This is a genomic window from Streptomyces sp. MK37H (assembly GCF_018035285.1).
Lineage (GTDB): Bacteria > Actinomycetota > Actinomycetes > Streptomycetales > Streptomycetaceae > Streptomyces > Streptomyces endocoffeicus.
Genome location: NZ_JAAAYH010000050.1, coordinates 21,193 through 33,606, shown reverse-complemented (window position 1 = coordinate 33,606; position 12,414 = coordinate 21,193). Strand labels below are relative to the sequence as shown.

General features: G+C 71.3%; 8 protein-coding genes and 1 pseudogene. 5 read left to right on the top strand and 4 right to left on the bottom strand.

Annotated elements, in window-relative coordinates; all coding sequences use genetic code 11:
* Positions 1–527 (bottom strand): annotated as a pseudogene (locus GWI24_RS45035) (4-alpha-glucanotransferase); the annotation flags it as partial.
* Positions 527–817 carry a hypothetical protein gene (locus GWI24_RS10385; protein ID WP_210945614.1) on the bottom strand — a complete coding sequence of 97 codons (291 nt, stop codon included), beginning with the start codon at positions 815–817 and terminating at the stop codon, positions 527–529. The pseudogene GWI24_RS45035 and the gene GWI24_RS10385, both read right to left, overlap by 1 nt.
* 413 nt (positions 818–1,230) lie before the next feature.
* Between GWI24_RS10385 and GWI24_RS10380 the strand changes: the two genes are divergently transcribed.
* On the top strand, positions 1,231–4,218 hold the full coding sequence (locus GWI24_RS10380) for a beta-N-acetylglucosaminidase domain-containing protein (RefSeq protein ID WP_210945618.1): 2,988 nt from the start codon (positions 1,231–1,233) through the stop codon (positions 4,216–4,218).
* A gap of 108 nt (positions 4,219–4,326) precedes the next feature.
* Here GWI24_RS10380 and GWI24_RS10375 read toward each other — a convergent pair whose 3' ends face one another.
* Positions 4,327–4,863, bottom strand: a complete 537-nt coding sequence (locus GWI24_RS10375; protein WP_137977977.1) for an HNH endonuclease — start codon at positions 4,861–4,863, stop codon at positions 4,327–4,329.
* A gap of 454 nt (positions 4,864–5,317) precedes the next feature.
* On the opposite strand from GWI24_RS10375, the gene GWI24_RS10370 reads away from it, so the two are divergent.
* A complete protein-coding gene (locus GWI24_RS10370; protein ID WP_210945613.1) occupies positions 5,318–6,418 on the top strand; it encodes a mechanosensitive ion channel family protein in 1,101 nt (366 codons plus the stop codon).
* 64 nt (positions 6,419–6,482) lie between these two features.
* Here the strand turns inward: GWI24_RS10370 and GWI24_RS10365 are convergent, their stop codons facing one another.
* Complete coding sequence (locus GWI24_RS10365; RefSeq protein WP_210945617.1) at positions 6,483–8,408, bottom strand: protease pro-enzyme activation domain-containing protein; 1,926 nt, start codon at positions 8,406–8,408, stop codon at positions 6,483–6,485.
* A gap of 299 nt (positions 8,409–8,707) precedes the next feature.
* Between GWI24_RS10365 and GWI24_RS10360 the strand changes: the two genes are divergently transcribed.
* The 3 genes from GWI24_RS10360 (at position 8,708) to GWI24_RS10350 (ending at position 12,402) form a co-directional block, all read left to right on the top strand.
* A complete protein-coding gene (locus GWI24_RS10360; protein ID WP_210945612.1) occupies positions 8,708–9,943 on the top strand; it encodes an ROK family transcriptional regulator in 1,236 nt (411 codons plus the stop codon).
* A 165-nt stretch (positions 9,944–10,108) separates the two neighbouring features.
* Complete coding sequence (locus tag GWI24_RS10355) at positions 10,109–11,437, top strand: ABC transporter substrate-binding protein (RefSeq protein WP_210945611.1); 1,329 nt, start codon at positions 10,109–10,111, stop codon at positions 11,435–11,437.
* Positions 11,438–11,448: 11 nt separating this feature from the next.
* Positions 11,449–12,402 carry a carbohydrate ABC transporter permease gene (locus tag GWI24_RS10350; protein ID WP_210945610.1) on the top strand — a complete coding sequence of 318 codons (954 nt, stop codon included), beginning with the start codon at positions 11,449–11,451 and terminating at the stop codon, positions 12,400–12,402.
* The last annotated feature ends 12 nt before the right edge of the window (positions 12,403–12,414 follow it).

Here is a 12,414-nt window from a genome sequence, read left to right as displayed (position 1 = left end):
GCGCCGGGCGGCAGCGCGGCGAACGCGGTAAGGAGGCCATCGGCGGTGGCGCCCTCCGTAAGGACGCCATCCGCGAGAACTTCGGCTGTGAGAACGCCGTCCGTGGGAGCGCTCTTCGCAAGGACGCCATTCGTAAAGGCGCCATTCGCAGGGGCACCGTCCAGGGCGCCCCCCTCGCGGGTGCCCTTCGTAAGGGGGCCATCGGCCCGTAAGGACCCGGCGGCCGCCCGCCCCCACGGGTGCGGTGCGCCGTCCTCGGGGCGCACCCGCAGCGCCGTGCCCTCGGGCAGGCTCAGCCGGGGCACCTTGCCGGGGCGCACCACCACACAGGGGGGCAGCAGCCGGTCGCGCCGGAGGCTGTCATGCCGGTCCAGCGCTTCGCGTACGGATCGGGGGGTCGAGGCGTCCACGCCGAGCGCGGCGAGCACGGCGACGACCGTGTCCTCGGGCACCTGGACGGTGCGGCCCGGGGCGGGGTCGTAGGAGGTGGCGACACCGTGCAGCTCGGCGAGCCGCGCTCTGCCCATCAGTACTCCATCGGCTCGCAGCCCGCGCCCGCGCCGCTGAGGACGGCGGTCGGCTCACTCGTCAGGGGAGGTTCGGCGGCGAGCGGAGGCTCGCTGGTCAGGGGAATGTTGTCGGAGAGGGGAGGCTCGCTGGTGAGGGGCGCCTCGGTGGCGCTTCCGGACCCGAAGCCGTCCAGGCCGCACAGTCCGCAGTCGGGGTCGGAGACCCCGTCGAACGGATCCGGTTCGCTGGACGCCTCGGGGCCGGGTTTGGACAGGGCGGAAAGCAGGAGTTGAGCTGACGCGGCCACACGGACCTCCGTGGGGTTGTCGGCAGTGGGTCATCCCGAGCTCTACCCACTCCGGACGGGCGCAGACGTAAACGCCCCCCGGACGTGCTGTAGGTCACATCCCCTCTGGGCGGCGATTTCACTGCGCGAAGGGATCGGGGGCACAGAGTTTACGAACAGGACCGCCCTTCATCCGTCAGAATTGCGCCGGGCGTGCCGCGCCCGGCGCGGGCCGCCCGAGGCCCGGCGCCAGGCGCCCGAGGCCCGGCGCACGCGGCAATGCCGACACTTCGGTCGTTCGCGTTGACACCCTCACCGGCCTGGTGGTGGGCTCACGCCTATCGGCGCCATATCTACGGGGACCGGCTATCTGGATCGAGGAGAGGCCCGTGCAGTTCGGGGGGAAGAGGCCCAGGGCAGCGGGTGTGACGGCCATGGCCGCCGCGGTCATCGGGGGGCTGCTCGGCGGTGCCCCGGCGGCCACCGCGGCACCGGTGGACCACGGCGCCCCGGGCGCCGCCACACCGGAGCGCGACGGCAGCGAGGGCATACCGCCCGTATGGCCGCGCCCCCAGTCGCTGCGGGCGCAGGGGTCGGAGGTGACCCTGGGGGACGAGGCCACGCTCATAGCCGATGGCGACGCCGATCCGTACGCCCTGGACGCGCTGCGTGGCCTGCTGCACGACGCCGGGGTGCGCACCGTCAACGAGGCCACGCCCGGCGGCAAGGCCCCGACGCGCGGGCTGGTGGTGCATGTCGGCGGTAAGGGCGCGACGAACGCGCTGCGCGCCCTGCGCGCGCCCGAGCGCGGCGACCTCCCCTCCGGCGGCTATCTCCTGGCCACGGGCCCGGTGGACGGGCACCCCACGGTCGCGCTGTCCGGCGTCGGCCCGGACGGGCTCTTCCACGCCGTCCAGACCCTGCGCCAGCTGCTGGTGAAGCGGGAGGGCCGGGGCTCCGCCTTCGCCGGGGTGACCGTCCGCGACTGGCCCGCGACGGCCGTAAGGGGGACGACGGAGGGGTTCTACGGCTCCCCGTGGTCGCACCGCGACCGGCTGGCCCAGCTCGACTTCATGGGCCGCACCAAGCAGAACCGCTATCTCTACGCGCCCGGCGACGACACCTACCGGCAGGCCCGCTGGCGCGACCCCTACCCCGCCGAGCGGCGCGAGGAGTTCCGCGAGCTGGCCACGCGCGCCCGGGCCAACCATGTGACCCTCGGCTGGGCGGTCTCCCCCGGCCAGGTGATGTGCTTCTCCTCCTCGAAGGACCTCAAGGCGCTGCTGCGGAAGGTCGACGCCATGTGGGCGCTCGGGGTGCGCTCCTTCCAGCTGCAGTTCCAGGACGTCAGCTACAGCGAGTGGCACTGCGGCGCCGACGCCGATGAATTCGGCTCCGGCCCGGAGGCCGCCGCCACCGCGCAGGCCAAGGTGGCAGGCGCCCTCGCCCGCCACCTGGCCGAGCGCTACCCCGGCTCGGCCCCGCTGTCCCTGATGCCGACCGAGTACTACCAGGACGGCGACACCGAATTCCGGCGCGCGCTGGCCGGCGCGCTCGACCAGCGCGTGGAGGTCGCCTGGACCGGGGTCGGGGTGGTGCCCAGGACCATCACCGGCGGTGAACTGGCCGGTGCCCGGTCGGCGTTCGGCCACCGCCTGGTCACCATGGACAACTACCCGGTCAACGACTGGGCGCAGGACCGGATCTTCCTCGGCCCGTACACCGGCCGTGACCCGGCGGTGGCCACCCAGTCCGCGGCGCTGCTGGCCAACGCCATGGAGCAGCCGACCGCCTCCCGGATCCCGCTGTTCACCGCCGCCGACTTCGCCTGGAACCCGCGCGGCTACCGCCCCCAGGAGTCCTGGCAGGCGGCCATCGACGACCTCGCCGGACCCGACACCAAGACCCGCGCCGCCCTGCGCGCCCTCGCCGGGAACGACGCCTCCTCGGTGCTCGGCGGCGACGAGTCCGCGTATCTGCGCCCGCTCATCGACGCGTTCTGGACGGCCCTGGGCGGCACGGACGTGGAGCGGCTGGAGCGCTCGGCCGACCGGCTGCGTGCGGCCTTCACGACGATGCGTGACGCCCCCGAACGGCTCTCCCGCACGCTGGGCGACGATGTGCGGCCCTGGCTCGACCAGCTGAGCCGGTACGGCGACGCCGGCGTGCGGGCCGTGGACATGCTCACCGCCCAGGCGCGCGGCGACGGGGCGGCGGCCTGGAAGGCCCAGCTCGCGGTGGAGGCGCTGCGCGAGCGGATCGGGGACAGCCGGGTCACGGTCGGCAAGGGCGTCCTCGACCCCTTCCTCGCCAAGGCCCTGGTCCGGGCGGACGCCTGGTCGGGCGTGGACCGGACCCCGAAGCTGGGGCTGCGGACCGGCAAGGAGGACCGTGCGGCGGCCGACGGTAAGACGGCCACCGAGGTGTCCTCGCCCGGCCGGCCGGTCACCGTGCGCTTCGGCCGCAGCCGTCCGCTCGCCTCGGTCTCCGCGCTCACCGCCCGGGTCCAGGACGCCGCGTCCGGCACCGTCGAGGCGCATGTCCCCGGTGAGGGCTGGCGCCGCATCGGCGCCCTCTCGGGCAGCGGCTTCACCCAGGTCAGGGCGGCGGAGGGGGACAAGGACCTGTCGGCGGACGCGATCCGGCTCAGCTGGCCGGAGGGCACCACCCCGCCGGCCGTGCACGAGATCACGCCCTGGTTCGGCGACACCCCGGACGCCGGGCTCACGCTGTCCCACAAGACGGCGGACGCGCAGATAGGCGGCGACGCGGCCGTGGTCGAGGCCCAGCTGGTCTCCCACCGCCCCGGCGATGTGAACGGCGACCTTACGGTGAAGGCGCCGCACGGCATCACCGTCCGCGCCCCCGACGGGGTGACGGCCCCGCGCGGCGGTACGGCGACCGCCCGGCTGGAGATATCGGTGGCCAAGGGCACCAAGCCGGGCAGCTACTCCCTCCCGGTCCGCTTCGGGTCCGAGGAGCGCATGCTGACCGTAAGGGCGCATCCGCACACCGGTGGCCCGGACCTGGCCCGTGCGGAGGGCACGAAGGCGACCTCGTCCGGCGATGAGACCGCCGATTTCCCGGCGTCCGCCGCGATCGACGGCAAGGCGGACACCCGCTGGTCCTCCCGGGCCGAGGACGGCGCCTGGCTCCAACTGGAGCTGGCCCACCCGGCCCGGATCGGCCGCCTGGAGCTGACCTGGCAGGACGCGTACGCCTCCCGCTACCGCGTCCAGGTCTCCAAGGACGGCCGCACCTGGCGCGACGCGGCGACGGTGGCCCATGGGAAGGGCGGCCGGGAGTCGATCGGCATGGACGCCCCGGACACGCGGTTCATCCGCGTCCAGGGCGTCGAGCGCGCCACCCGCTTCGGCTACTCCCTCTGGTCGGTCGCCGCCTACGCGGTGCGGAAGGACTAGGCGGTGCAGAAGAATTGGGCCCTGTCCGGCGGATCCTCACGGGTCCGTGAGGATCCGCCGACAGGACCCGGGGGCTCCCGCGAGCAGACACAGTAATGGCCCGGTCTCTCAGGCAGATTTGCCGTCGATCCGGGCCATGGCGTCCTCCGCGCCGTATGCCTGCAGGTATGGCAGCCAGCGCGGGTCCCTATGGCCCGTGCCGATGATCCGCCACGCGAGCCCCGACGGCGGCGCGGGTTGATGGCGCAGCCGCCAGCCGATCTCGGCGACGTGGCGGTCCGCCTTGACGTGATTGCAGCGACGGCACGCGGCGACCACGTTCTCCCAGGTGTGCTGCCCGCCACGGCTGCGCGGGATGACGTGATCGACGCTGGTTGCGACGCCACCGCAGTAGGCGCATCTGCCGCCGTCGCGGGCGAACAGGGCGCGGCGGGTGAGCGGGACGGGGCCGCGAAAGGGCACCCGCACAAACCGCTTCAGCCGGACGACGCTGGGTGCGGGGATCACGCGGGTCGCGCTGTGCATCAGGGCGCCTGAGTCCTCGAGGCTGACGGCTTTGTCATTGAGGACGAGTACGAGCGCGCGGCGGAGCGGTACGACGCCGAGGGGCTCGTACGACGCGTTGAGGACCAGGACATGCGGCACGGGGGCCTCCTTGTACGCCGGCGGCGCGTGGCTCGCGCCGGGACGATCTCCCTCAGTTTCCCCTGAACCCTGGCCGGAACGCCACTATCACCGGGTTAACGGTTGAGAGGCATTTCCGCGTACCGCACGTATACCCTCCGTACGCGGCGGGGACACCGACCGCTTGACCACCGCCCTGTCGGCCTTCCGACGCCCTTGCGCACGAGATGCGCGGGGAGCGGGATACCACCGCGAAGTGGCAAGAATCACGGCCCGCTCCGGCTGGTGCCGCCGCAGGGCCCCCGGCCGGGGCAGAAGATGGAATTGCCGCCTCCGGACCCGCTCACATGCGCCCCCTGACCGCGCTCGCGCACTCTCGAACACAGGAACGGCGCATCTCGCGCCCGGCTACTGTGTGAGAGGTTGCGCGCGCGGGCGATCCGTGCGGGCATGTCGCATACGAAGGGTTTCTGCTGTGTTCTGGTCCGCTGCTCTGGCCGCTGACTCGACGCCTCGTCCCACGACTCTCGACGATGCGCAGAAGAGCGCCACGAACGCCGCGGGCTGGGTGGAGGAGAACTGGTCCACCTGGCTCGGCATCGGGCTGCGCATAGCCCTGATCCTGATCATCGCCTTCGTGCTCCGCTCCGTCGTCCGACGGGCGATCACCAAGCTGATAGAGCGCATGAACCGCACGGCCCAGGCCGTCGACGGCACCGCGCTCGGCGGGCTGCTGGTCAATGTGGAGCGACGGCGCCAGCGGTCCGCGGCGATCGGCTCGGTGCTGCGCTCCGTGGCCTCGTTCCTGATCATGGGCACCGCGGGGCTGATGATCCTCTCCGCGCTGGAGATCAATCTGGCGCCGCTGCTCGCCAGCGCCGGGGTCGCGGGTGTGGCGATCGGCTTCGGCGCCCGCAATCTGGTCACCGACTTCCTCTCCGGTGTCTTCATGATCCTCGAGGACCAGTACGGGGTCGGCGACACGATCGACGCCGGGGTGGCCTCCGGCGAGGTGATCGAGGTCGGTCTGCGCGTCACCAAGCTGCGCGGGGACAACGGCGAGATCTGGTACGTGCGCAACGGCGAGGTCAAGCGGATCGGCAACCTCAGCCAGGGCTGGGCGACGGCCGCGCTCGATGTCCAGGTCCGGGCCGAGGAGGATCTGGACCAGGTCCGGGCCGTGATCACGCAGGTCGGTGTGGACATGGCCAAGGAGGAGCCGTGGAACGAGCGGCTCTGGGAGCCGATCGAGGTCCTGGGTCTCGACGCCGTCTATCTGGACTCGATGATCGTCCGGGTGTCGGCGCGGACCATGCCCGGCAAGGCGCTCGGCGTCGAGCGGGAGCTGCGCTGGCGGATCAAGAAGGCGCTGAACGAGGCGGGCATCCAGCTCGTCGGCCGGCCTCTGGATCCGGAGCTCCAGACCGAGGCCGTCGATCCGAGCGCCACCGTGGCGGCGCCGTCGGCGCTGGCCAACCCGGACTCGCCGCAGTCGGAAGCGGCCAGCCCGATCGCTCCCGGCGCCGGTCCGGCCGCCGCCCCCTCCGCTACGGTGCCGCCGCCCACGGCGAAGTGAGCGCGGCGGACATGACGAGGCTCCCGCCCCGGAACGGGACGGGAGCCGCGTCCGACCCGGCCGCTCAGCGGCGGTGGTGTCCGCCGAACGAGGTGAGGTAGCCGGCCGCGGGCGTGCCCACACCGGTCACGTCGTCATAGCCCACGACCGCGTGGAGCGAGCTGTCCCGGCCGAGGCTGCGCAGCGAGGTCACCAGCCCGTCGGTGTCGTCGTGGCTGTTGACGTAGTCGACCCGGACCACGCCCAGCGAGACACCGGCGCCCAGCGGGTGGTCGGTCACATCGTGGTACGAGGCGGTGCCGTACCGGTCGTACAGCGACGGGTTGGCGAAGCCGATCGGCTGGCCGCCGCGCGCCTGCTGGGCGAGCGCCTGCACACCGGCGATCACGGGCGCGGCCAGCGAGGTGCCGCCGATGCGGTACTCGCCGTACTGGAGCGACCCGTCCGGGAAGGTCTGCGTCTGGCCCACCAGGAAGCCGGTGTTGGGGTCGGCCACGGCCGCGATGTCCGGGGTCACCCGCTGCTTGGCCGTGCCGCCGCCTGCCAGGGCGAGCGCGTCAGGCACCACACCGCGCTGGTAGAAGGGCTGGGCGACGGTCTTACTGGTGCCGCCTCCGGCGCCGGAGGTGTACGCGCCGGGCAGCGCGTCCCAGCTGGTGCCGTCGGCCGAGAGGGTGGCCTTGGTGGTGCCCCAGCCGGTTTCCCACTGGTACTTCTCGCCCTTGCCGACGGCCAGGGAGGTGCCGCCGACCGCCGTCACCCACGCCGAGTTGGCCGGGGTGTCGACCTGCTTGGTGCCGGTGGACGCCACGTTGTCGCCGTTGTCACCGGAGGAGAAGTAGAAGCCGATGCCCTCGACCGCGCCCTGCTGGAAGATCTGGTCGTAGGCGGCGGCCACGTCCGGCGTCTCGTTGGCCTCCACATCGCCCCAGGAGTTGGAGACGATGTCGGCCAGCCGGTTGTCGACGACCTTGGCGAGCGAGTCGAGCAGATCGTCGTCGGTGCAGGAGGCTCCGCCGACGTAAGAGATGTCGGCCGCGGGCGCCACCGCGTGCACCGCCTCGACGTCGAGGGTCTCCTCGCCGTACCAGCCGCCGGCGTCGCACTCCTCGGTGTACCGGTAGTCGGCCGGCAGCACCTGCGTCAACTGGCCCTTGCGGTAACCCGGGTCGCCGTTGCGCTCGGCGTACCGGGCGGCGTCCGCGGCGATGGTGGGCGAGGCGAAGGCGTCGGTGATGGCCACGGTGACGCCCTTACCGGTGTCGCGGCTCTTGGCACCGTAGGCGGCGCGCAGCTGCTTGCCGGTGTACCCCTTGATCGCGTACGGCTGCTTGGCGCCGTAGGCCGAGGGCAGGCTCCGGTCGGTCCGGGAACCGTAGTAGGAGGAGAACGGCCCGGCGTTCTTGAAGACCGGTCCGGGGGGCGGGAGGGTCTCGTCGTGCTTGGCCCGCTTGGGCGCGTTGTCCAGGCCGACGACGGTCAGCACGGCGCCGTGGAGCGAGACGGGCACGGTGGCCGCGTTCGACGGCGCCCGGTAGACCTTGCCGTCCTTCGTGTAGTTGTGCAGCTGGGTGCCGAACGCCCGCTCGGCGGCGGAGACTTCGCCGGTGACCGACAGATAGTGCTGGTTGCCGCCGGTGACATCGAGCCCGGCGCCCTTCAACCAGGCGGCCACGGCGTCCTTCTGCTGCCGTGTCGGTCCGAAACGTGCCTGGGTCCGCCGGGCCGACAGGAACTTGCCGTAGTCCGGCGAGGAGGGGTCGGACACCGCCTTGGCGTAGTCGGCCAGCCCCCTGGCGTCCCGTCCGGCCAGATAGACGCGCGCGGTGACCTTATTGCCGTCATCGGTCGCGCCGCGGTCCGAACGCGCCGTCGCCCAGGCGGGCTTGGTGCCGTTCAGGGTGTCACGGCCATGCGGTGCGGAGTCGGCCTGGGCCGTGGGTATGCCGAGCGCCAGCGCACCGGCCACCAACGGCAGCGCCGCCACCAGCCCCAGGGCCGTGCGTTTTCTGGAACGAGCCGTGCGCTCCCGGGAAGAAAGAGATCTCACCTAGCCCCCTCGCGATTCGAGTCGTCGCATGACGGTGGGGGCTGACGATCACAGTCACCCCACCGGAGGCCACTCTTACGGTGTCTTGTCCATGCCAGGCACATGGATGATCCATCTCTTCGCCAAGAACCCGCCAAGGAAAGCCCGCCTATGACCCATTGACGCCGCCCCGGTCCGCCCCCTAGCTTGCTATTCATCAATAGGAAACTTTCTTAACAGAGTGAGACGGGGGCACCACCATGGCCGCATCACCCGGCAGCAATACGCAGGGCGGCACACCCGGGACCCCCCGCGTCCTCCGCGCCATGAACGACCGCGCCGCACTGGAGCTGCTGTCCGCCCACGGACCGCTCACCCGGACCCGGCTCGGGGAGCTGACCGGGCTGTCCAAGCCCACCGCCTCCCAGCTGCTGACCCGCCTGGAGTCCGTCGGCCTGGTCCGCACCACCGGGAACGTCACCGGACGCCCGGGGCCCAACGCGCAGCTGTACGAGATCGATCCGGCCGCCGCCCATGTGGCCGCGCTCGCCGTGGACCAGGAGGGCATCACCGCCGCCGTCGCCGACATCACCGGCCAGGTGGTCGGTGAACACCGGGTGACGGCCCCGGCGACCGACGCGAGCGTGACCAACCGGACCGGGGAACTGGTCGCCGAGGCGGTGGACGGGGCGCTGGCCGCCGCCGGGCTCGGCCGGGACGATCTGCACTCCACCGTGATCGGCACCCCCGGCGCGCTCGACCCGCGCACCGGGGCGCTGCGCTACGCCCCGCATCTGCCCGGCTGGCAGTCCCGCACCCTGCGGGACGATCTGGCCGAGGTGCTGCACACGCCGATCGTCATCGAGAACGACGTCAACCTCGCCGCCATCGCCGAACAGCACCACGGCACCGCCCAGGACTTCGACGACTTCGCGCTGGTCTGGGCCGACGAGGGGGTCGGCGCGGCCATCGTGCTCCACGGCACCCTGCTGCGGGGTGCCACCGGCGGGGCCGGGGAGATCGGCTATATGCCGCTGCCGGGCGCCCCGCTGGCCCGGGGCGGACCGGACGCCGCCGCCCGGCCGGACGGGGGCGGGGGGTTCCAGAAGCTGGTCGGCTCGCCCGCCGTCGTGGAGCTCGCCCGCGACCACGGGATCGACGCGCCCACGGCCACCAAGGCGCTCGCCGCCGCGCTGCGCACCCCCGGCCCGGGTGACGAGGTGCTGACCGAGCTGGCCCGCCGGCTGGCCACCGGGCTGGCCTCCGTCGTCGCCGTGGTCGACCCGGAGCTGGTCGTCCTTTCGGGTGAGGTCGCGCAGGCCGGCGGGGACCGGCTGCGGCAGCTGGTCGAGGCCGAGATGACCGGTCTCGCGCTGCCCCGCCCACAGCTTCGGATCAGCGAGATCGAGGGGGATCCGATTCTCATCGGCGCGCTGCGGACGGCGGTCGCCGATGCCCGTCAGACCGTTTTCGACACCGCCCGGTTCGACGCCTGAGTCACCGGGCGCCGCTCCACCACCCCGTACGTCCCCTTTCCCCTCTGTCCGTTCTTCTCCTTGCCCGCTCTCCCCTTCGCCCGTTCTCCCCTTTGTCCGTTGTCCGGCGCCCGCACCGCCGCTTCCCCTGCCGTCCCCTCGTACCGCAGTAAAGGAAGTCTCCCCATGGCACGAAAACTGGCCGCTCTCGCCGCAGCACTGAGCGCCGGCGCCCTGCTCCTCACGGGCTGCGCCAATCCCAGCACCGGCAGCGCCGAGGACGATCCGACCAAACCCGTCACGCTGAAGTTCTGGCACGGCTGGTCGGAGGGCAACGAGGTCAAGGCGATCGACGCCGGCATCGCCCGGTTCGAGGAGCTCCACCCCAATATCAAGGTGAAGGCCACCGGGAATGTAACCGACGCCACCGTGAACCAGGCGCTGCGGGCGGGCGGCGGCGACGCCCCCGATGTCGTCTCCTCCTTCACCACCAACAATGTGGGGCAGTACTGCTCCTCCGGGATGTGGGTGGACCTCGATCCGTTCATGAAGAAGACCGGGCTGGACAAGGCCAAGGTCTTCCCGAAAACCCTGCTGGACTACACGAGCTACCAGGGCGACCAGTGCGCCCTCCCGCTGCTCGCCGACGCGTACGGCATGTACTACAACAAGGACGCCTTCGCCGAGGCGGGCATCAAGCGGCCGCCCCGCACCATGTCGGAGCTGCGGCGCGACGCCGTGAAGCTGACCAAGCGCACCAAGAGCGGCGGCTATGAGCGGGTGGGCTTCATGCCCAATTTCCGGCTCTACCAGAACAGCCCGGACCGGTTCCTCGCCCAGTGGGGCCCCACCTACTTCGGCAAGGACGGCAAGGCGCGGCTGGCGAAGGACAAGGCGGCCAAGGAGTTCTACGCCACCACCGGGGAGCTGGTGCGGAGCCAGGGCGGGTATGGCCCGCTGGAGACGTTCCGCACCTCCTTCGGCGATGAGATGTCGTCCCAGAACGCCTTTCTCACCGGAAAGCTCGCGATGCACATGGACGGCGAATGGCGCGGGCTCTTCATGAAGGGCGCGAAGTTCAAATGGGGCACCGCCCCGCTGCCCGTGCCCGACGACCGGCCCGAGACCTATGGCCGGGGCTATCTCACCGGCACCGTGGTCGGCATCGCGCACAGCAGCACCCATCAGAACGCCGCGTGGGAGCTGGTGAAGTTCCTGACCGCCAACACCGATCAGGTGGTCGCCTTCGCCAACGCCATTCACAATGTGCCGTCCACGAAGGCGGCGCTCACCTCCCCGAAGCTGGACTCGGATCCCACCTTCCGGGCCTTCCTCGATATCGCGCAGAACCGCTACAGCACCGCCCTGCCGCCCTCGATCAACGGCGGTCAGTACGTCACCTCGCTGCAGGACTTCTCCTACGGCGTCGAGGCGGGCAAGGTGCACGATCTGGACGCGGGGCTACGAGAACTCGATGACGAGATAGACGCCGACAATCTCCAGGCACAGAACTGACGGAGTGCGACATGGCCACCTTGACGAACGCCCCCGCCCTGCGCCGTAAAGCCCGGCGCGAGCGGCTGCGCACCCTCGGTTTTCTCTCCCCCTGGCTGGTCGGCTTCACCGTATTCTTCGGCTATCCGCTGGTCGCCACCGTCTACTTCTCCTTCATGCACTACAACCAGATCGAGGCGCCGACCTTCGTGGGGCTGCGCAACTGGCGTTATGTGCTGGAGCAGATGCCGCTGTTCGGACCGGCGCTGTGGAACACGCTCTGGCTGGTCGTGGTCATGGTGGCGCTGCGGGTCGTCTTCGGCCTGGGCATCGGGCTGCTGGTCACCAAAGTGAAGTCCGGGGTGGGATTCTTCCGCACCGCCTTCTATCTGCCGTATCTCGCCCCTCCGGTGGCGGCCACCGTCGCCTTCGTCTTCCTTCTCAATCCCGGTACCGGCCCGGTGAACGACATTCTCGGGAGCATCGGGATCCACGCCCCGAACTGGTTCAACGACCCGGCCTGGGCCAAGCCGTCCCTCGTACTGCTCTCCCTGTGGGGCATCGGGGATCTCATGGTCATCTTCATGGCGGCCCTGCTGGACGTCCCCAAGGAGCAGTACGAGGCGGCCGACCTGGACGGCGCCGGGGCGTTCCACAAGTTCCGCTATGTGACCTGGCCGTCGATCACCCCGATCGTGATGTTCGCGGTCGTGACGGGTGTCGTCCAGACCATGCAGTACTACACCCAGGCGCTGGTCGCCGGAAAGCTCGCCTCCGGGGTCAGCGTCGGGCCCGGCTCGGTCATCCAGCCCGGCTATCCCGACCACTCCACGCTCACCGTGCCGCAGCTCGTCTATTCGCTCGGCTTCCAGAACTTCAACACCGGAGCCGCCTGCGTGCTCTCGCTCGTGCTGTTCGCGATCGCGATGGCCGTGACGACGCTGCTGATGCGCAAGCGTGCCGGACTGCTGTCGGCAGATGACTGAGCCGAGGACTGA

What these genes read in the sequence shown, in the direction of transcription:
- GWI24_RS10350 (WP_210945610.1), top strand. Translation starts at nt 11,449, where the DNA reads ATGGCCACCTTGACGAACGCCCCCGCCCTGCGCCGTAAAGCCCGGCGC.
- GWI24_RS10355 (WP_210945611.1), top strand. Translation starts at nt 10,109, where the DNA reads ATGGCACGAAAACTGGCCGCTCTCGCCGCAGCACTGAGCGCCGGCGCC.
- GWI24_RS10360 (WP_210945612.1), top strand. Translation starts at nt 8,708, where the DNA reads ATGGCCGCATCACCCGGCAGCAATACGCAGGGCGGCACACCCGGGACC.
- GWI24_RS10380 (WP_210945618.1), top strand. Translation starts at nt 1,231, where the DNA reads ATGGCCGCCGCGGTCATCGGGGGGCTGCTCGGCGGTGCCCCGGCGGCC.